The sequence below is a fragment of the Marinobacter bryozoorum genome (assembly GCF_023156245.1).
Lineage (GTDB): Bacteria > Pseudomonadota > Gammaproteobacteria > Pseudomonadales > Oleiphilaceae > Marinobacter > Marinobacter bryozoorum.
The window spans coordinates 81,480-101,186 of the sequence record NZ_JAKZAH010000001.1 but is presented as its reverse complement, the minus strand read 5'-3'; the positions used below and the strand labels follow the sequence as shown (position 1 = coordinate 101,186).

Below are 19,707 nucleotides of genomic sequence, written 5' to 3'. Positions count from 1 at the left end.
CTGCCAGCAACCTCTGGCTGCCACCACGCCGTTCACTCAAAGCCAACGCGGCACCTGTTGGCGGTAATGGGTGTAGGGCTCGCCATAGAGTTCCGCGAGGGCCGCTTCCTCCGCCAATGCCTGGCGACGGATAACCCAGGCGCCCACCAGCAGGCAGACCAGTGAGAACAGGCTCGGCAGCGCCAGGAAGAAACCCAGCTGACCCAGAATGACCGCCAGGAACAGCGGGTTGCGGGTACGGGCGTAGGGGCCGGAGGTGATCAGCACCGGTTTCTGATCCCGGTCGATACCCGATCGCCAGTCCGAAAGCATATAGGCCTGAAGGTAACTGGCCACGCCGAAGGACGCCAGCAGCACCAGCACACCCGTCAGCAACACCGGTGGCTGGTACAGCCAGCCGATTACCCCAAGCCAGGGATCAATGGGCCACACCATGCGCGCCAGACACACCAGCAGGATAGCCGCCCGGAAGACATTGAACAGGTGCCGGTTCCACCAGGTGGCCGTGCCGGACTGACCGTAATTGATATGGCTGAACCCCAGCCGGGCGTAGAGCCCGAGGGCGCGGCAGGCAAACAGGATACCGATCAGCAGGAAGAAACTGCCCAGGAAGTGTCGTGTAAAGAGATCTACTGCCATGAAAGCCGCAAGGTCCGGTCGCACTCGGAAAGAACCCAAGGGTACCGGACCGCTGCCCTGCGGAAAAGTCCGTCAGTCGGCTATTGACGGACCCGGGCGCCTGCTTGCTCAGCGCAGTCCCATACAGTTGGCGTAGTAGGTGGTGGTGGCGGGCCAGTCAGAGAACACACCGATCACACCCACGTCCTGCGCCAGCACATCCAGCGCGGTCAGCATGTCGCCGTCGTTGTTGATGGCGTCATTCACGGTCTGGTAGTACCAGCCACCGCCGTTAGCCAGCGGGCCGCTGCGCTCCAGGCTCCAGGCAATCAGGTCGAGGCCGGCAGCGCGGGCATTCTCTGCGTACTCGGACGGCACGATTTCCTGGTGGCCGTTGAGGGTCAGCATCTTCCAGATTGCCGGCGCCAGCACGTTCACGCCCTGGGCACGGAGGTTTTCCATATAGGCCAGGGAGGACGTTTCCGGTGTGATGGGCTCCTGGTCCAGGAATACCGCCTGGCGTCCAAAGCGCGGCGTCTCGTTGACCCAGAACAATACGTCCTCCAGCTGGAACGACTGGGGCCAGACGTCTTTCGGGTTAACACCCGCGTCGACATAGTCCTGGATCATCTGGCGGGCGTAGTCCTGCTGGGTGTAATCCCCTTCATAGGGCATGTCCACAACCGGGGTTTTCAGCTCCGGCGTCATCTTCACACCCAGGGCCTTGAACAACTCGATGCTTTCCCGGTGGCTGAGCAGGGTGCCCCGGCTCGCATAGAGATCCGTGCGCCAGTCAGCGGTGCCGCCGACGTATTCTTCCGGCGTGGTCGCCATGGGGTCGAATGCGTCCATCTTGCCCTCGAGGGACTTGAACTCTTCAAGGGTGATGTCGCTGGTACGGCATTCGGCCTGGGCCGGTGTGCCGCTGGCTGGATCCGCCGGCACAAAAGGCTGGGTACACTTGGCGTTCAGTTCCGGAATGGTGACAATATTGGTGGTGGTATGCAGGTCATTCTGAGCGTGGCGGCACACCAGCTCCCGGTCCGCGGTAAAGGCCACGTCACACTCCAGGATGCCGGCACCCATCTTCGCGGCTGCCACGTAGGATTCCATGGTGTGCTCCGGGAACTGCAGGGGCGCACCCCGGTGACCGATCGAAAAGTCCGTGCGGCCCATGGGCCTGTTTTCACACTGCTGCAGGCGATCCCTGAGGGGGCCGTCATCCATGTCATCCACCAGCCAGTAGGGACGCGGGCCCACCTGGATACCGGCATGGCGATGCTTCATGTCCTTCTTGAGCTTGTCGAATCTGTCCTGCAGCCTTTCCAGCCCGGGTGGCAATGCCTCCCCATGCTGCCACCCCTTGGCGGATGCCGTATCAGGCAGGTTGAAAGCCGCTACCATCAGCGACACGGCCAGTGTCATTGAACCTGTTACTGTGCGTTTCATAACCACTCCTTAGTCAGCGTCAGACCAGTACTACAGTGCCCTCCTGGTCACAGATAAATCGGTCAGAAAGAAGCCGGGCACGCGATGAGTCTCTATGGATACGGTGACAGTGGTTTGACGTTCCGGTGACACTGTCCACCCCCCCCCCTTGCGGAACCTCCGTGACTCGATGGCACAGCTGGCCCAAAGCACGCTATGCTGTAGCCGCTCCACCAATGGCTTTCAAATGATTTCAGGAGTTATCCATGCCAGTCAGGTTCCGGCACAGCATTTGTCTCACTAGCCTGATTCTCGCCGGATGTGCCTCATCCCCGACACAGGAGCCGCCTGCCAACGCGCAACCAACGGCGGACAGCCGTACCCTGCCCTGGCCGATGGAAACGCTGCGCTATACCTGTGCGGATGGGGTGGAGTTGCAGGTGGCCTACTACCAGCCGGCGGAAGGGGATGACCTGGCAGCCATGCTCTATGACGGTACGCTTCACCTGCTGCGACCCTGGCCGGCGGCCTCCGGCTCCCGCTATATCTCCTTTGACGAACAGGTGGGGCTGCGCTGGCACATAAAGGGGCGCGAAGGCATCCTGCAGCGGCTGGCACCGGACCATACCGCCGAGGTGGAGGTGCTGCTCGACAACTGCATCGGCCGGCCAGGACCGTAACGCCCTGGCCCGACAATCAGCCTTCGGGGCGGCGATCGCCGTTGACAAAGTTTGCCACGAACACGGCCTGGCCATACTGCTCGAACGCCCACTTCATGGTGTCGGACAGTACCCGCATGACCTGGTCGTACTCGCCGAAGACCTGGGTGCTCATACGGTTGGCGTAGACGTCGAGGCCGCTGCGCTGCAGGCGATCAATCACATCCTTGATGGGCGGCTTATGGTTGTCGGTGAAGGGGTAGAAGCTGAGTTGCACAGACAGTTCCATGGCAGTCTCCTTCAGTAAGGGACGTGTGCGTCACCTTTGAGCCTAACACAGACCCTCAGCATTCCAAGGTACGCTCCCGGAAGCCGTCATCCGGGTCCAGGAAACGCACCCGGGCGGTGTTGAAGTTGAGATCAACGAACAGGTGGCAGTAATAATCCCCGTGGCGCCAGGCCATGGCCACACTGGAATTGTTGGAGTAGTTCAGCTCGAACCGGCCATCGAACGCGGGATACTGGCTTCTGAACCGCATCAGGGTGAGCAGCCGCCGTACAACCGGTTGCGCCATGGCCTCGTCGGCTTCTTCCAGGGAGTAGAAGTGGCGGTTGATGTCCCGCAGCTCCCCGGTCTGCTCCATCAGTTGCTGGTCATTACACCCGGCCATCAGCCCCACGTAATAAACCTGGGGAATACCCGGCGTGAAGAACTGGATAGCCCGGGCGGCAATGTAGGCATCATCGTTCTGCATCAGCGCGTCATAGAAGGTACAGGTGAGCTGATAGATGGAGCCCACGCTGTGTACATTCGCGGCTGAGCGTCGCAGGATGGGATCGGCACTGCGGGCCTCGATGTTGTCAATCAGGTCCTGGATGGCCTGGTCCGGCAGCACCCCCTCCACATCCGGAATGCAGATGCCGTCGTGGGTATCCAGGACCGTCACCTGGTTGCGGGGGCACATGCGCAACCAGTGCTTGAGGTGAACGCTGTTCGCCGCCAGCAGGGAATAGAGCACCAGTGGCGGCAGTGCAAAGCCATAGGGATGCATATTCCGCCTCGCGATGGCGTACTGGTAACTGGTGTGATCATGCACCTCCGGCAGGCACTCGGCCCCGTAGCGATGGGCCACCTCGTTGACCCACTCGAGGATACGGTAGACTTCCGGCTCCACCAGGAAACAGCTGGTGCCGATGCGCTTGGTGGTGTAGCCAAAAGCATCCAGCCGCAGCAGCTTGATGCCCTTGCCGGTGAGGAACCGGATGTAGTGCTCCATCAGCGCAAAGGTCTTGTCGGACTCGTAGTTCAGGTCGACCTGCCGTTCGGTGAAGGTGCACCAGACCTGGCCTTTCGTGTCGTCGGCAAAGGTCACCTCCCGGAACGGCTCTTTCTCCTTGCGAATGTGGATCTTTGCCAGGTCATCCGGGCTGATATCGCCAAACCGGTGCACATGCACAAACAGGTCGGCGTACCCGGACTGATAGCCGTGGCGAACGAAATCCCGGAACTCCGGCGACTCGTCGGAAATATGGTTCACCGTGAGGTCGGCGCAGATATCGTAGCGACTCGCCAGCCGCTCGATATCCGCCCAGGTGCCCACGGCCGGATCCACCTCGGTATGGGTCATGGGCGAGAAGCCACCATCTGCATTGGACGGATAGAAGGGCAGGATATGGACGCCACCAATAGCATCCGCAAGGTGTCGGTCGATAAACGTCCCAAGATCCGCCAGGTTGTGGCCGATGCGGTTGGGGTAGCACATCAGCTGGACGGCATTACGAAGTCCCATGGTCACTCCCTGATGAATGCTGGTTCAGTGGGTATTAGGCTACCGAGGTCAGTGGCTTCAACCGCTTCCCGGCGCGGGCAAGCCTCTGCTTTCGGCGGTGGCCGACTGCCTCCAGGAACTCCCTGCCCCAGGCATCAATGTCATGGTAGCTGACCACCTCGTAGCCCTTCTGTAGCCGGTCAATGGCTTCTTCCCGGGTCATGGCCAGCGCCAGGTAACAGGTTCTGGCCATTTCGCCGGGGTCGTGGGGATTGGTCAGCAGTGCGCCCCGTAACTCCGCTGCCGCGCCGGCGAACTCGGACAGCACCAGCACGCCGCGCCCGTCGGTCATACCCTGGGTGGCCACATACTCCTTGGCCACCAGGTTAAGACCATCCCGCAACGGGGTAATCCACATGACGTCCGCCATGGCGTACCAGGCCACCAGCTCCTCAAACGGAAAGCCCCGGAAGAAGAACTGGATGGGCGCCCAGCCAACCGTCGCATACTGGCCGTTGATCCGGCCCACCGCCTGCTCGATATCCTGCTGCAACTGCTGGTAGACGGTCATTTCCCGGGCGGCCGGTACGCAAACCACCATCAGGGTGACCTTGCCCACCAGCTCCGGGTGCTCCGCCAGCAACTGCTCGAAAGCCTCCAGTTTTTGCAGGATACCCTTGGTATAGTCGAGTCGCTCCACAGACAGCACCAGGCGCGTAGTACCCAGCTCGCTACGCAGCTCCTCCATCCGCTGCCGGACATCCTGCTGCTCCAGCGCGGCGGCCACCCGGTTGAGATCCAGCCCCACCGGGTGGGCACCTAGCCCGATCTGCCGGTCGTTGACGCAAATGGTGGTGGTCATCTCATCCAGCCCCACGGCACAGCCATAGGTGAGGAATCTCGGTGCGCAGCCGGTGCGGTCCACAACCTCCAGCGGGGTAACACCCCGGGCCACGTCCACAAAGTTCTCTGCCTGGCGGGGGATATGGAAACCGATGTAGTCGCACTGCAGCAGGCTGCCCACAATCTCCCGGCGCCAGGGCAGCACGTTGAACACATCCGCCGACGGGAAATAGGTATGGTGGAAGAAGGCGATAGTCAGGTCCGGGCGCAGCTCCCGCAGGAAGGCGGGTACCATCCACAGGTTGTAGTCGTGGATCCATACCACCGCATTCTCAGCCGCCTCCGCGGCGGTGCGCTCGGCGAAGAGCCGGTTTACCTTCAGGAAAACCTGCCAGTGATCCTCCCGGAACGACGCCCGCTCCCAGAAGGTATGCAGGGTTGGCCAGAAGGCCTCCTTGGAAAACCGCTTGTAGAAGATATCCACATCGTGCTTTGTCAGCTGGACCCTCGCCGCCCGCAGCCGCGCGTAGCGGCTGGTATCCACCTCAGTATGGGTCTCAAAGTCCCCAAGGGCGGGGTCATGCACCGACCAGGCCACCCAGGAACCGGCTTTGCCATCGGCAAAGAAGCTCAGCAGGGTGGGAATGATGCCGTTGGGGGAGGTGGGGCGACGGCGCACAAGCTGGCCGTTCTCCACCGCCTCCTCGTAGGGTAGCCGGTGATAGACGATGACCAGGTCCGATTTGCCCGGCTTGAGGATATCCCGGGCCTCGGCTTCCATCCCGTTGGGGCCGAGAAACCCGAAATGGCCGATGGCCTCCAGGATACCGCCACAACCGGAAAGGGTGGCATGGTAGACCCGGGCGCGGCTTTCGGTGGCGTCCAGCAGGCCGGGCTCGGACTCACCGACACAAACCCCGATAAACCCCTGTTCGAACATGGACAGGTCGTTCAGGGTATCGCCGGCGACCAGCACATTCTCCGCATCGGTTTCCAGGTACTCCACCAGGTCCCTCAGGGTACGGCCCTTGTTAACGCCTGGCGGCAGCACATCCAGGTACTGGCCGGCGGAATACAGCAGGTCACAGGCGAGGCTGTCCACCGCCGCCACCAGGTCATCGGTCACTGCCTCGGGTTCGCACAGGAAGGAGCAGCGACGCTCCTGGGGCACTTCCTGGCGGCGCAGGTTGGCGAAGGCCGACAGGGCATCCTCCACCACATGCTCCCCGGGCCAGCGCTGCTCGACCTCGGCCTGGATGTCGCTGATCGGCTGCCGGGTGCGACCGTCCACCACCGTGCAGCCCACATCACAGATAATATAGTCCGGCTGCGGCAGCGTAGGGTCGGACAGCAGGGGCAGCACTGACTCCAGGCCGCGGCCGGTGACGAAGACCAGGGTCATGTCGGGGTGGGTGGATATCAGCTGGTAGAGTTTCAGGCGATTCTCCGGATCGCCGGCGAGGAAGGTTCCATCAAGGTCGGTGGCAAGTATCACGGTCACTCCTGGCCCGGGGCCTCAGGTGCATGGTGCTTGCAAAGGTCGGTGCAGGTTCTGTGCCGGCGGGTGCTTTTCTGACCGGAAATCAGGGGGCTCGGGTTTATTACCCAGGATCCGGAGAGGCGTTTCAGCGAGGCAAACGTTATTTTGCACCATTACGGTGCATCAAAATCCCTGCCGGGGCCAGTTCTCAGGGACGACGAAGACCCGTTCCACCTCGATCCACTGACCGGAGGCCTCGTCCTCGCTGAGGACAGCGAACAGTCGGGGGCGGGCATGCTCAGCTACGGCGTCCATTGCCCGCGCAGCCAGCTCGGGATCCGGTCTGTCTGGCTGGGACCATGGGCCCAGCCAGTGAGGCTTGTGCAGGGGTACCCAGGCAGCCATATCCTGGTCAGCAAGATCATGATGGTACAGCCACGTTCCCCTGAGGTGATCCGCCGGTACGAAATCCGGCACGGTCACCGGGGTATCCGGCGGGTAGAAAAGGTAGCCAGGCATGAAGATCCTGGAGGTCACGGGGCCGGGAATACCCAAGTCTGTCATGGCCTTCCGGGCCTCTGGCCGCTCGGTCAGGCGACTCTGGTGTTCCAGCAACCGCCGCACCTTCCGGTCCAGCCGGTCCCGGCTGTTGGGGCCGTACCACAGGGTGTCGCTCTCACCCTGTTGATAGCCCAAGTAGAACTTTACGGCTATCTCATGGTGCTCGACCTCACCGGTTTCCGGGTTCCGCAACAGGAAATCCAGCTCGCCCAGGGTGCGCCCCGATCCGTCCCGGACCTGCAGGTTCTTCGCCAGCAACGGCCATCCCAGCAGGTGCGTCATAACACATTCATAGAGGCGTTCGAAGTAATAGCCCAGGCGGGGATGGGCAGGCTCATTCAGGGCGGACGGGCGACTGGCCGGGTCTGCATCCCATCGGGCCAGCCGGTCAGCCAGGTCAGCGGGCAAATGGTCCCGCAGTGCAAAGGACTGCTCGCAGCGAAGTAACTGCGGGGACCGGCACAGCCAGTCCAGATGTCCTGCCGTTCGCCACCGGTATGGCATGGCTATCGCTCCTTAATCCTACTCAGGCCTCTTTCCCTCGGCCGCAGGCCCCAGCCAGCCGCAGCGGGCAAAGGTGTAATACAGCAGCGGCACAACCACCACAGTCAGCAGGGTTGAAAGCGCCAGCCCAAACACAAGCGAGATAGCCAGGCCATTGAAGATCGGGTCACTGAGAATGAACCAGGCCCCTACCATGGCCGAAATCGCCGTCAACGCAATCGGCTTGATACGCACCGCGCCGGCGGCCACGACCGCCTCTTCAAGTGCCATGCCTTCATCCAGCAACTGGCGAATAAACACCACCAGCAGGATGGAGTTGCGCACGATGATGCCCGCCAGGGCGATCATCCCGATCATGCTGGTGGCGGTAAACTCCCGCCCCAGCAGCGCGTGGCCCGGCATGATACCAATCAACGTCAGGGGAATCGGGGCCATCACCACCAGCGGCAGCAGGTAGGACCGGAACTGGGCCACCAGCAGCACGAAAATGGCAAACACACCCACGCTGTAGGCCGCCCCCATGTCCCGGAAGGTTTCATAGGTAATCTGCCACTCCCCATCCCATTTCAGGGTACTCCGCTCGGGCAGGTCCGGCTGGCGGATATAATACTGTTCCGGCGCATCGTCCTGCTCTTCCAGCCAGCTGACCATGCGGAACATACCATACAGGGGCGAGTCGGTATCGCCGGCCATATCTGCCGTCACATAGGTAACCGGCAGCAGGTCCTTCTGATAACGCGCCCCGGCCCAGTCCGCCTCATGGATTTCGGCAATGCTGGCCAGGGGCACCAGCTCGCCATCACGGCTGCGCACCGCAAGCGACAACAGGGTGGCCTGCTGGGATTTGTCACCTTCATCCAGAATCACCCGGATGGGCACCGGGTACTTGGCGTTCTCGTCATGCAGGTAACTGACCCCGGCACCCCCCAGGGCAGTCTGCAGCATGGTAACCACCTGTGCCTGGGAAACCCCGAGCCGGGCAGCACGGTCCCGGTCCACTTCCACTTCCCACTGCCGTGTGGGTGCCTCGATGGTGGTATCGATATCCACCAGTCCGTCGACCTCCTTCATACCGGCCACCAGCCGTTCCGCCAGCTCCCGCCGGCGCCACTCATCCGCAGCATAGACTTCTGCCACCACCGGGGAGAGGACCGGGGGGCCGGGGGGCACTTCAACGATTTTGACACTGGCGCCGTGGCGCTCGCCGATAGCCCGAAGGGGCTCCCTCAGGGACAGTGCAATATCGTGGGACTGGCGGCTGCGATGCTCTTCATCCGCCAGGTTGACCTGCAGGTCCCCCTGCCAGGGTTCGCTGCGCAGGTAGTACTGGCGCACCAGTCCGTTGAAGTTGATCGGAGATGCGGTGCCCGCATAGGCCTGCCAGTTCGCCACCTCGTCCACGGTTTCCAGGTACCGGCCCATTTCCGTCAACACCCGCCGCGCCTGCTCCATGGGTGTACGCTCTGGCATGTCCACCACCACCTGCAGTTCCGACTTGTTGTCGAAGGGCAGCATTTTGAGGATCACCAGCATGAACACCGGCAGTGAGGCCACTGCAACCGTCAGCCCCACCACGCCCAGGCCCAGGAACCGGCGGCGCCAGGGGTGTTCGCCAAGAAACGGGCCCAGAATCGTACGAAAGACCTTCATCGACACGGGGCTGACGCCATCGGCAGAGCTGCCCTGCTCCTCGTTGTTCTCACGGTCGCCGCCTGACAGGTCCTCACCGTGCTTGCGCTTGAGCAACCGCATGGCCAGCCAGGGCGCGACCACAAAGGCAACGATCTGGGACAACACCATACCGGCGGAGGCGTTGATGGGAATCGGGCTCATATAGGGGCCCATCAGGCCAGTGACAAAGGCCATGGGGAGCAGCGCGGCCATGATGGTCAGGCTCGCCATAATGGTCGGCGTACCCACCTCGTCCACCGCAACCGGGATAATGTCTTTCAGCGGCCAGTGGGAGTTGCGGATGCGTCGGTTGATGTTCTCGGTGATGACAATGCCATCATCCACCAGGATGCCGATGGAGAAGATCAGGGCGAACAGCGAGACCCGGTTGAGGGTGAAGCCCCAGGCCCAGGAAAACACCAGGGTCAGCAGCAGCGTCACCAGCACGGCAATCCCGACGATGGTGGCCTGGCGCCAGCCCATGGCTGCCAGTACCAGCAGCACGACACACAGCGTGGCAGATACCAGGTCGGTAATCAGCTTGCGGGCCTTGTCAGAGGCGGTCACGCCGTAATCCCGGGTGACGACCACTTCGATATCCTCCGGCAGGGCCCGGTTGCGCAGCAATTCCAGCCGGTGTTCGATGGCCCGGGTGATATCGATAGCGTTCTCACCGGGCTTCTTGGCAATGGCCAGGGTCACCGCCGGGTAGAGTGTTCCGATTTCGCCCCGGCGATCGTCGGCGCTCGCCGGCCCCAGGCCCATGGTGACGCTCTGGTCCGGCACGGTTCCGCCGCGGGAGACCTCCGCCACGTCGGCCAGGAAAATCGGTGCACCATCCTGCATGCCAACCACCAGGCGCCTTACGCTGTCCACCGTTTCCAGCAGGGTGCCCGACTGCACCGGGATCGACAGGTTATCACGGGTTACCCGGGCTTCCTGGCTACTGGTGTTGGCGGCCGCCAGGGCCTGCTGAAGGTCGTCCACCGTGAGGTTGAAGCCCTTGAGCAGGGCCGGATCAAAGCGCACATCCACCCGGTCCGGTATGCCACCAACGGTATAGATATCCCGGGTTCCGGGTACCCGCTTCAGGGCCACTTCCAGGGTATGGGCCAGGCGGGTGAGTTCCTCGCCGGTATGACGGTTGGTCGGGTCATACAGCGTAAGCGTCATGATGGGCACATCATCGATGGAGCGGGGCTTGATCACCGGCTGGCTGGCACCAAGGTCCGGCGGCAGCCAGTCCTGGTTGGAATACACCTGGTTATAGAGACGGACCAGGGCATCCTGGCGGCTGATGCCCACCGCGAACTCCACCGTGATCACCGCCTGCCCCTGGCGGGACACGGAGTAAACGTGCTCTACACCAGCGATTTCGCTCATGACCTGCTCGGCCGGCGTGGCGATAACGTTTTCCACTTCCCGGGTGCTGGCACCGGGTAGCGCCACCATGATATCCGCCATGGTGACGTCGATCTGCGGCTCTTCCTCCTTGGGCGTGACCACCACCGCCATAACACCGAGGAGGATAGCCAGTACGGTGAGCAAAGGAGTCAGGCGGGAATCCTGGAAGACCCGGGCAATCGCTCCGGAGGGGCCTGTCGGCGGCAGCTCGCGACTCACTCCTCACCTCCTGCCCGGGGTGCCAGTTGCTCCGTACCCACCAACGATTGCGGGTTTACCACCAGGCGTTCACCCTCAGAGAGGCCGGCAAGGATCTCGACCTGGCCACCCTGGCGCCCCCCGGTGCGCACCTGGCGCAACCGAGGGCGGCCTTCACCCTCGCCTTCCATCACAAACACAGCACGCAGTTCACTGCGGTGAATCACACTGCTTTCCGGTACCAGGATCACCTGGCGCTCACTGACCGGCACGGACACTTTCACCAGCATGCCCGGAAACAGGGTGCCGTTGGGCTCGGTAAGGCTCATACGGACACGGAAGGTATGGGTGCCGGGGTTGGCGTAGGGATAGAAAGTCATCTCGCCGGTGGCTATGGCGCGGCCGTCATCCAGGGTGACCCGGGCCCGGCGCTGGTCCCTAGCCACGCCGGCGTATTTCTGGGGCAGGTCCACCACCACCCGCAGCTGCTCCAGGGAAAGGCCGCTGATCAGGGGCTGGCCGGGGCTGACGGCTTCCCCGATCTCCACATGGCGCTCGGTTACGATACCACCATAGGGCGCCTCGACCCGGGTGTAGGACAACTGTTTCTCCGCTTCCTCAACCACATTGCGGGCCCGTTCTACCCGGGCACTGGCGGAAGCGAGGTTGTTATTGGCCTGGTCGTATTCCTGCCGTGATACCAGCCCCCGATCGTAGAGTTCATCGATGCGCCGAAAGCGCTGACGGGCATCGGACAGGCCAGAGCGGGCCTCCTCCAGCCCAGCCTGCGCCTGGGCCAGGCGGGACTGCTGCTCGCTGTCTTCCAGGCGCACAATCAGGGCCCCCGCAGGCACCGAATCATCCACATCAAAGGGCAGCTCCATGACCTTGCCGCTGGTCTGGGCGGACACGGTGCTTTGCTGGACCGCCTCTACCAGGCCATCCAGCTGGACCACTTCTTCAAAGGTGCCCCGCTCCACCTCGCTGACCTGCACTTCAGCCAGGGCTGAACCTGCCAGCAGCACCATCCCCAACAAAGACCAACGCAGCATTACCATCACCCAGGCTCCCCGGCGCACTCATTCGTTTACGTTATAACCTTATGACATATATGCTGACATATCAGTATAGTCCGGTATACAGCCTCCTTGCTGACAACGGTCAACTAAACCGGGACGCAAGCTGAGACAGAATGTCGCGGCAAGCCATCACAGGAGCGAACTATAATCTCGCCATGAAACTGCACACCATTTCCCAGGCGGGGTTCCGCCAGTCTGCCCGCTACCTGTTGCTGATGCGCCTGTCCATGGTGACCATGGAGTGGCTGGCACTGGCGACCCTCTGGTTCCTGGCCCCACCCCTGGCCGGGCCGGCACCCCTGCTGGTGACTGTTGCCCACGCCCTGTTTGCCGCAGCGAGCTGGCTCTGGATGACCCGGCATCCGCCACGACTGGCGCTGCCGGTCACCTTCTCACTGGCGGCCGACCTGGTCGCACTGGGCATCTGGCTGGCCCTGACCGGTGGCTTCACCAATCCGCTGGTTTCCCAGTTACTGCTGCCGCTGGCCACCGGCCTGGTACTGATTCCCCTGCGCCAGAGCCTGTTCATCACCCTGCTGGCCATCGTGGTGTACACCGTGCTGATGCTATTCCCGGTTCCACCGCCAGCCAACCTCACCCACTCGGACTACATGCACCTGCACCTGATGGGCATGTGGGGTACCTTTGCCCTGACGGCGGCCATCATGCTGGTGGTGGTGGGCTCCCTGGCCGGACGGCTGCGGGAACAGCAGCAGGCCCTGGCCCGCAGTCGCGAGGAACGCCTGCGGGATGAACAGATCATTGCCCTGGGGCTGTCCGCAGCCAACGTGGCCCACCGGCTGGGCACACCACTGAATACCATGACCCTGGTGGTGGATGACCTGAAGCTCACTCCGGAGAGTGCGCCCTTCCGCGAGGACCTTGACCTGTTGAACCAGCAGCTGGGACTCTGCCGGGAACAGCTGCAGACGATGACCGAAGCCGCCGTCAGGGCCCGGGAAGCCGCCACCGAGACCCTCCCGGTTGACCGCTGGCTGCACCGCCTGCGGGAATCAGCCACCCTGCTGTGGCCAGGGGCTCGTATCCAGTGGGCGAAACATCCGCCCACTGCGGCCGTGCAGGTGGATGCGACCCTGGACCAGGCGGTGCTGAACCTGGTCGGAAATGCCCTGCGGGCGAGCCCCGACGGCATCGAAATAGCCACCAGCTACCACAACGACCGGATGCAGCTGAGTATTATTGACCAGGGCGCCGGCATCGAGGACACCCTGCCCGGCCAGCGTCCGGTTCATTCGGAACAGGGGCTCGGGGTTGGGCTGTTCCTCTCCAACGCCACGATCCAGCGCCTGGGGGGTCGGCTCAGTGCCGAAGCCCGCACAGCAGGCCCTGACAGAGGCACTACCATGACCATTGAACTGCCGGCTGTTTCCGAGGAGGCCGCCCATGACTGACACCCCCTGGCTGCTCGTCGACGACGACGAAACCTTTGCCGCCACCCTGGCCCGGTCCCTGGGCCGCCGGGGCATCGATTGTGTACAGGCCCATGACCCGGAATCGGCGCTGCTCCAGCTTAACGCCAGTGGCGCCCGCCACTGTGTGCTGGACCTGAACCTGGCCGGGGGAAGTGGCCTGCAGCTGTTGCCGGAACTGCTGGCCAGGCAGCCGGACCTGGAAGTGCTGATCCTCACCGGCTACGGCAGTATTGCCACCGCCGTGGAGGCTATGAGAAAGGGCGCGGTGAACTACCTGTGCAAACCGGTAACGGCGGACCAGATCATCGACGGGTTCGAGCCGGACCACCATGAGCCCGGGCTCCGAAGCCAGCCTCCATCCGTGGAGGAACTGGAATGGGAGCATATCCAGCGGGTGCTGGCGGAAAATGACGGCAACATATCGGCTACAGCCCGCGCCCTGAACATGCACCGCAGAACCCTGCAACGCAAACTGGGCAAGCACTCCCGCTGGCGGGAATAAACAGCATCTGGACGGCAGCCAGTCCTTTCACTGCGATCCAGACCCTGAAACCCCGTCGGTCAGGCGTCCTTGAGGGATTTCATGTCAATCACGAAGCGGTACTTCACGTCGCCTTTTTTCATGCGCTCGTAGGCTTCGTTGATATTGTGGATGTCCAGCATCTCGATATCGCAGCTGATATCGTGCTCTGCGCAGAAATCCAGTACTTCCTGGGTCTCCGGCATGCCTCCGATGAGTGAGCCGGTGAGAATACGGCGCTTGCCGATCAGGTTGCGGGAATGCACCGTGGGCTCAATAGGCTCGATCATGCCCACCAGGATGTGAGTGCCGTTCACCTTCAGGGTGGACAGGTACGGGTTCAGGTCATGGTGAACCGGAATGGTATCCAGCAGGAAGTCAAAGCTCTCGGTGGCGGCGGCCATCTGCTCCGGATCCGTGGAAATGATGACGTGGTCGGCCCCCTGCTTCTTCGCCTCGGCGACCTTGGCTTCGGAGCGGGTGAAGATGGTGACTTCGGCCCCCAGGGCCCGGGCAAACTTGACGCCCATATGACCAAGGCCACCCATGCCAAGGACGCCAACCTTGTGGCCCTTGCCCACGCCGAAGTGTTTCAGGGGCGAGTAGGTGGTAATGCCGGCACACAGGATGGGCGCTGCTGCGGCCGGGTCCAGTTTGTCCGGTACACGCACCACGAAGCGCTCGCTGACCACGATACGCTCGGAGTAGCCACCGTAGGTGCGCAGGCGGTCAATGCGGTCTTCACCGTTATAGGTGGGGGTCATGCCTTCACGGCAATATTGCTCCAGTCCCTGTTCGCAGGACGGACAGGAACGGCAGGAATCCACCATACAGCCAACACCGACCAACTCTCCGACTGTGAATTGATTCACATCATTTCCAACCGCGGTTACCCGGCCGATAATCTCGTGCCCTGGAACCACCGGGTAATTGGTGCGCCCCCAGTCGTTCTCGGCGAAGTGGATATCGGTGTGGCAGACACCGCAATAGAGAATCTCGATGGAAACATCATCGGCACGGGGCGTGCGGCGTTGAAAACTGAAGGGGGCGAGCCCGGAGAGCTCCGAGGTAGCAGCATAGCCCTTTACGTCTGACATGGTCTTTTTACCTCTTTGTATTATCTGTCGTTGTTTTGGTTTTGCACCTTAATCATAATCAGCTAACTATTCGTTACGCTAGGGAAGTCTATACTGGGAGTCTGTATTGCACAGATTGCGCAAGCTCCCGACCGCAGGGCAGCACTTCTTTTCATTGTTATACAGCCCGAGCCCGGAGTATGGACGACACATCTTCCAAGCACCAGATAGACGAACTGACGGCCCTACTGGCGGAAGTCGCCCACCAGACAAGCAACGGCGTGGTCATTACCGATACGCAGCGACGGGTCCGCTGGGTCAACCGCGCTTTCGAACGGTTGACCGGTTTCCGACTGGACGAAATCCGGGGGCACCGCACCGGTGAACTCCTGACCGGCCCCGATACCGACACCGCCACGAAAAACGCCATCCGAGAAGCGGTGAAGTCCGGCCAGGGCTTCGACAAGGACATTCTCACTTATCGCAGGAACGGCAGCACCCTCTGGCTGCGGGCCATATGCAACCCCGTCGCGCCGGGATCCCCGGGCGATGGCGGCTTCATGGCCGTACTGATCGATGTCACCCAGCGCAAGGAGCTCGAGCGCCGTCTCAAGATCACGTCCAGCGTATTCGAGCGTAGCCAGGACGCCATTATCATCTCCGATGCCGATAACCGGATTATCGACGTCAACCCGGCCTTTACCAGCATCACCGGCTACACCCGGGAAGAGGCCATCGGCAACAACCCCAGCATGCTCAGCTCGGGGCGACAGGGGCCGGAATTCTACAGCTCACTGTGGCGCTCCCTCCAGGAACAGAACTTCTGGCGGGGGGAGATCTGGAACCGGCGCAAGAATGGCGAGGAATACCCGGAGTTTCTGACCATTACCCGGGTACAACTGGACGAGCCCGGGGAGCACTATTATGTTGCCAGTTTCTCGGACATCACTGCCCTCAAGAACCACGCCGAGGAACTGGAGCGGGCGGCCCACTATGACGACCTCACCGGCCTCCCCAACCGGCAACTGATGGTCACCCGGCTGGAACGGGAAATGAACCACTGCGACCTGAACCAGCAACCACTTGCCGTCTGTTACCTGGACCTGGACGGCTTCAAGACTATCAACGACCAGGTCGGCCAGGGCCTGGGGGACCGGGCCCTGGTGACCATTGCCAACCGCCTGCGCCTGGCGATTCGTAGCGACGACACCGTCGCCCGTGTTGGCGGCGACGAATTCGTGCTGCTGTTGCGCAATGTGGATGACGAGCGGGTCTACCAGCGAATCCTGGATGCCGTTCGCCAGCCCCTGTCTATCGGCCCCACCACGGCCAACATCACCGGGAGCATGGGCATCACGGTGTACCCCCATGACAGCTCTGATGGCGAGCGCCTGGTACGGCACGCAGACCAGGCCATGTACTCCGCCAAGGAGAAAGGCCGTAACAACCACCACTTTTTCGACCCCACCCTGGACGAAAACCTCCAGCAACGTCGTCAGCAGATTACCGAGCTGTTGCAGGCCATCCAGAAGGACGAGTTCGAACTCTACTATCAGCCACAGATCCAGCTCCGTGACTCGGCGGTCATCGGGGTCGAGGCCCTGGTACGATGGCAGCACCCTGACCGCGGCCTGCTGGCACCGGGCCAGTTCCTGCCTTCTATCGAGGGCAGCCACCTGGAAGAGCGATTTGGCCAGTGGGTACTGAAGCACGCCCTGGCCCAGCAGGCAGACTGGTCCAGGGCAGGGCTGAAGCTGGCGGTAAGCATCAACATCAGTGCCGCACACCTGTTGGCACCCGGGTTTTCACGGTTCCTCAGCCGGTACCTGGCGGATCACCCGGACCAGGACCCTTCCCTGATCACCCTGGAAATCCTCGAGTCCACGGCCCTTGACGATATGCACCGGGCCAGCCAGGTGATCAACGAATGCCGTGACCTGGGCGTGCAAATCGCGCTGGACGATTTTGGTACCGGTTTCTCTTCCCTGAGCTATTTCCGCAGCCTGCCCGTAGACGTTATCAAGATCGACAAGAGTTTCATCTTCCGTATGCTGGAAGATGACAGCGACCGGGCCATCGTGGAAAGCGTGATCTACATGGCCCAGCGCTTTAATCGAACAGTACTGGCGGAGGGCGTGGAGACCGATCGGCACGGGGAAGTACTCGCTACCCTCGGCTGCGACCAGATCCAGGGGTTCGGGGTAGCACGCCCCATGCCGGCCGGCGACATCGGAGAGTGGGTGCGTCAGTGGCAGGCCAGGCATCCGCTAACGGTAGCGGCGTTCGTCCAGGGTGGACAGTAGTTCCGGGTGGAAAACCATCAACCCGGTTACCACTGCGCCGTTAACGAACCCTTCCGGCAGCACGAACAGCGGCAAGTAGCGGACATAGTCATGTTGCAGGTGGTACCAGTCGTACACGCCAGTCAGCCAGAGCAGGATCACCATGGTCATGCCAGCCGCCAGCACTGAGGCACCCGCCCCGAAGAATCCGCAAAAGAAAATATAGGCAAAGAAGTTCCGGAAATTGCGCCGGCGTTCCCAGCACATGATGGCATGGGTCACCAATGCCGGCACCATGACCGTTATCAGGCCATTAACGGCAAACAGGGTGGCTGGCTCCCGCCCGGTGATCACAACGATTACCAGTGCCAGCAGGCCACTGAAGACTGCCAGCCGCCAGCCCAGCATCAGGGTCACGGCGGTCATGCCGAAGATATGAATGCTCAGCCCCGGCGACAAGCCAGCCCGCAATTGCCAGAGGAAGCCAAGCACCACGGCCGCACCAAACAGGCAATGGTGAAGACGCTGCTCGGAGCGCAGCCACTGCCAGTCGGTCTGACGGATCGCCCGCACCAGGATGCCCACGAACAGCACCGCTGTAACGATCAACAGCCAGACCGGAAAAAGGTTATCTGTCAGTCCCATAGACAGGTCTCACATGGGTGGACGCAGGTATCCGGAAAGCCGGCAAAATGCTGTCACGACCGGCCGGACAAAGAAAGCAAACGCTGACTTGAATCAATCATTGATTGCCAAAATGGCCCTAACATGGTGCAATAGCTGGTTCCCATAAGTATTACCCACCATTAAATCCCACTATCAGGAGAAATCTATGCCGGCACGCCTGGACGAAAAACTTGAGCCCATTTTTCAGGATGTCCTGCACCGGAACCCCGGCGAGTCCGAGTTCCACCAGGCCGTACACGAAGTCCTGGAAACCCTCGGACCGGTTCTGGTGAAGTACCCGGAGTTTGTCGAGAAGAAAGTCATCCAGCGTATCTGTGAGCCTGAGCGCCAGATTATCTTCCGGGTACCCTGGCAGGATGACAAGGGCGAGATCCATATCAACCGGGCATTCCGCGTTGAGTTCAACAGTGCCCTTGGCCCCTACAAGGGCGGCATGCGTTTCCATCCATCCGTTTACCTGGGCATCATCAAGTTCCTCGGTTTCGAGCAGATCTTCAAGAACGCCCTGACCGGTTTACCCATCGGTGGCGGCAAGGGTGGCAGTGACTTCGACCCCAAGGGCAAGTCTGACGACGAAATCATGCGTTTCTGCCAGAGCCTGATGACCGAGCTGTACCGTCACCTGGGCGAGTACACCGACGTACCCGCCGGCGACATCGGCGTTGGTGGCCGCGAAATCGGCTACCTGTTCGGCCAGTACAAGCGCATCACTAACCGCTACGAGTCCGGCGTGCTGACCGGCAAGGGCCTGGACTGGGGCGGCAGCCGCGCCCGTACCGAAGCCACCGGCTACGGCACCGTGTTCTTCACCCAGGAAATGCTGAAGGCCCGCGGTGACTCCCTGGACGGTAAGACCGTCGTCGTTTCCGGTTCCGGTAACGTCGCCATCTACGCCATCGAGAAAGCCCACCAGCTCGGTGCCAAGGTTATCGCCTGCTCCGATTCCAGTGGCATCATCGTTGACGAAAAGGGCATCGATCTGGCAGTGGTCAAGCGCCTCAAGGAAGTGGAACGTCGCCGCATCAGCGCCTACACAGACGTCCACAAGCACGCCAAGTACGTGGAAGATGGCAACATCTGGAGCGTACCCTGTGACGTAGCACTGCCCTGCGCCACCCAGAACGAACTCAACGGCAGCGACGCCAAGACCCTGGTAGAGAACGGCTGTATTGCCGTGGCGGAAGGCGCCAACATGCCGACCACGCCGGAAGGCGTGCAGATCTTCCAGGAAGCCAGCCTGGCCTACGGCCCCGGCAAGGCCGCCAACGCCGGCGGCGTGGCTACCAGTGCCCTGGAAATGCAGCAGAATGCCAGCCGTGATTCCTGGACCTTTGCCTACACCGAGAAGCGCCTGGAAGACATCATGATCGAGATCCACAAGAGCTCCTTTGAAACCGCTGAAGAGTTTGGCTCCCCGGGCAACTATGTACTCGGTGCCAACATCACCGGCTTTATCAAGGTCGCCCGCGCCATGGACGCCATGGGCCTGATCTGA

Annotated in this window: 15 protein-coding genes; 5 read left to right on the top strand and 10 right to left on the bottom strand. The window is 61.8% G+C overall.

Annotated elements, in window-relative coordinates; genetic code table 11:
- Positions 1 to 36: 36 nt before the first annotated feature.
- Both MLC59_RS00405 and MLC59_RS00400 read right to left on the bottom strand, forming a co-directional pair.
- The gene (locus MLC59_RS00405; RefSeq protein WP_248230020.1) at positions 37 to 639 is read right to left on the bottom strand and encodes a methyltransferase family protein; all 603 of its coding nucleotides are present in this window, start codon (positions 637 to 639) and stop codon (positions 37 to 39) included.
- A 108-nt stretch (positions 640 to 747) separates the two neighbouring features.
- Positions 748 to 2,067: a glycerophosphodiester phosphodiesterase family protein gene (locus MLC59_RS00400; RefSeq protein WP_248230018.1), complete on the bottom strand. Its 1,320-nt coding sequence runs from the start codon at positions 2,065 to 2,067 to the stop codon at positions 748 to 750.
- A gap of 245 nt (positions 2,068 to 2,312) precedes the next feature.
- Here MLC59_RS00400 and MLC59_RS00395 point away from each other — a divergent pair, with 245 nt between their 5' ends.
- The gene (locus MLC59_RS00395; protein ID WP_248230017.1) at positions 2,313 to 2,726 is read left to right on the top strand and encodes an MliC family protein; all 414 of its coding nucleotides are present in this window, start codon (positions 2,313 to 2,315) and stop codon (positions 2,724 to 2,726) included.
- A gap of 16 nt (positions 2,727 to 2,742) precedes the next feature.
- Here MLC59_RS00395 and MLC59_RS00390 read toward each other — a convergent pair whose 3' ends face one another.
- The 6 genes from MLC59_RS00390 to MLC59_RS00365 all read right to left on the bottom strand — a co-directional run bounded on the left by MLC59_RS00390 (position 2,743) and on the right by MLC59_RS00365 (position 12,187).
- Positions 2,743 to 2,994, bottom strand: a complete 252-nt coding sequence (locus MLC59_RS00390; protein WP_091853023.1) for a thiamine-binding protein — start codon at positions 2,992 to 2,994, stop codon at positions 2,743 to 2,745.
- Between the two features lie 55 nt (positions 2,995 to 3,049).
- Positions 3,050 to 4,495: a sucrose phosphorylase gene (gtfA, locus tag MLC59_RS00385; protein WP_248230016.1), complete on the bottom strand. Its 1,446-nt coding sequence runs from the start codon at positions 4,493 to 4,495 to the stop codon at positions 3,050 to 3,052.
- Between the two features lie 34 nt (positions 4,496 to 4,529).
- Entirely contained in the window at positions 4,530 to 6,812 is a 2,283-nt protein-coding gene (gene ggpS, locus MLC59_RS00380) for a glucosylglycerol-phosphate synthase (RefSeq protein WP_248230015.1), read from the bottom strand.
- A 168-nt stretch (positions 6,813 to 6,980) separates the two neighbouring features.
- Complete coding sequence (locus tag MLC59_RS00375) at positions 6,981 to 7,862, bottom strand: DUF1853 family protein (protein ID WP_248230014.1); 882 nt, start codon at positions 7,860 to 7,862, stop codon at positions 6,981 to 6,983.
- 18 nt (positions 7,863 to 7,880) lie between these two features.
- Complete coding sequence (locus MLC59_RS00370) at positions 7,881 to 11,156, bottom strand: efflux RND transporter permease subunit (RefSeq protein ID WP_248230013.1); 3,276 nt, start codon at positions 11,154 to 11,156, stop codon at positions 7,881 to 7,883.
- A complete protein-coding gene (locus MLC59_RS00365) occupies positions 11,153 to 12,187 on the bottom strand; it encodes an efflux RND transporter periplasmic adaptor subunit (protein ID WP_248230012.1) in 1,035 nt (344 codons plus the stop codon). The genes MLC59_RS00370 and MLC59_RS00365 overlap by 4 nt, the downstream gene beginning before the upstream one ends.
- A 140-nt stretch (positions 12,188 to 12,327) precedes the next feature.
- Between MLC59_RS00365 and MLC59_RS00360 the strand changes: the two genes are divergently transcribed.
- Both MLC59_RS00360 and MLC59_RS00355 read left to right on the top strand, forming a co-directional pair.
- Entirely contained in the window at positions 12,328 to 13,626 is a 1,299-nt protein-coding gene (locus tag MLC59_RS00360) for a sensor histidine kinase (RefSeq protein WP_248230010.1), read from the top strand.
- Positions 13,619 to 14,149: a response regulator transcription factor gene (locus tag MLC59_RS00355; protein ID WP_248230009.1), complete on the top strand. Its 531-nt coding sequence runs from the start codon at positions 13,619 to 13,621 to the stop codon at positions 14,147 to 14,149. The genes MLC59_RS00360 and MLC59_RS00355 overlap by 8 nt, the downstream gene beginning before the upstream one ends.
- 59 nt (positions 14,150 to 14,208) lie before the next feature.
- Here the strand turns inward: MLC59_RS00355 and MLC59_RS00350 are convergent, their stop codons facing one another.
- A complete protein-coding gene (locus tag MLC59_RS00350; protein ID WP_248230008.1) occupies positions 14,209 to 15,264 on the bottom strand; it encodes an NAD(P)-dependent alcohol dehydrogenase in 1,056 nt (351 codons plus the stop codon).
- A gap of 179 nt (positions 15,265 to 15,443) precedes the next feature.
- On the opposite strand from MLC59_RS00350, the gene MLC59_RS00345 reads away from it, so the two are divergent.
- Positions 15,444 to 17,546 (top strand): putative bifunctional diguanylate cyclase/phosphodiesterase, encoded by a 2,103-nt coding sequence (locus tag MLC59_RS00345; RefSeq protein WP_248230007.1) that lies wholly within the window; start codon positions 15,444 to 15,446, stop codon positions 17,544 to 17,546.
- Here MLC59_RS00345 and MLC59_RS00340 read toward each other — a convergent pair.
- On the bottom strand, positions 17,511 to 18,170 hold the full coding sequence (locus MLC59_RS00340; RefSeq protein WP_248230006.1) for an energy-coupling factor ABC transporter permease: 660 nt from the start codon (positions 18,168 to 18,170) through the stop codon (positions 17,511 to 17,513). The genes MLC59_RS00345 and MLC59_RS00340 overlap by 36 nt on opposite strands.
- A gap of 187 nt (positions 18,171 to 18,357) precedes the next feature.
- On the opposite strand from MLC59_RS00340, the gene gdhA reads away from it, so the two are divergent.
- A complete protein-coding gene (gdhA, locus tag MLC59_RS00335) occupies positions 18,358 to 19,707 on the top strand; it encodes an NADP-specific glutamate dehydrogenase (RefSeq protein WP_248230005.1) in 1,350 nt (449 codons plus the stop codon).

What these genes read in the sequence shown, in the direction of transcription:
- MLC59_RS00405 (WP_248230020.1), bottom strand. Translation starts at nt 639, where the DNA reads ATGGCAGTAGATCTCTTTACACGACACTTCCTGGGCAGTTTCTTCCTG.
- MLC59_RS00400 (WP_248230018.1), bottom strand. Translation starts at nt 2,067, where the DNA reads ATGAAACGCACAGTAACAGGTTCAATGACACTGGCCGTGTCGCTGATG.
- MLC59_RS00395 (WP_248230017.1), top strand. Translation starts at nt 2,313, where the DNA reads ATGCCAGTCAGGTTCCGGCACAGCATTTGTCTCACTAGCCTGATTCTC.
- MLC59_RS00390 (WP_091853023.1), bottom strand. Translation starts at nt 2,994, where the DNA reads ATGGAACTGTCTGTGCAACTCAGCTTCTACCCCTTCACCGACAACCAT.
- gtfA (WP_248230016.1), bottom strand. Translation starts at nt 4,495, where the DNA reads ATGGGACTTCGTAATGCCGTCCAGCTGATGTGCTACCCCAACCGCATC.
- MLC59_RS00375 (WP_248230014.1), bottom strand. Translation starts at nt 7,862, where the DNA reads ATGCCATACCGGTGGCGAACGGCAGGACATCTGGACTGGCTGTGCCGG.
- MLC59_RS00365 (WP_248230012.1), bottom strand. Translation starts at nt 12,187, where the DNA reads ATGCTGCGTTGGTCTTTGTTGGGGATGGTGCTGCTGGCAGGTTCAGCC.
- MLC59_RS00360 (WP_248230010.1), top strand. Translation starts at nt 12,328, where the DNA reads ATGTCGCGGCAAGCCATCACAGGAGCGAACTATAATCTCGCCATGAAA.
- MLC59_RS00355 (WP_248230009.1), top strand. Translation starts at nt 13,619, where the DNA reads ATGACTGACACCCCCTGGCTGCTCGTCGACGACGACGAAACCTTTGCC.
- MLC59_RS00350 (WP_248230008.1), bottom strand. Translation starts at nt 15,264, where the DNA reads ATGTCAGACGTAAAGGGCTATGCTGCTACCTCGGAGCTCTCCGGGCTC.
- MLC59_RS00345 (WP_248230007.1), top strand. Translation starts at nt 15,444, where the DNA reads ATGGACGACACATCTTCCAAGCACCAGATAGACGAACTGACGGCCCTA.
- MLC59_RS00340 (WP_248230006.1), bottom strand. Translation starts at nt 18,170, where the DNA reads ATGGGACTGACAGATAACCTTTTTCCGGTCTGGCTGTTGATCGTTACA.
- gdhA (WP_248230005.1), top strand. Translation starts at nt 18,358, where the DNA reads ATGCCGGCACGCCTGGACGAAAAACTTGAGCCCATTTTTCAGGATGTC.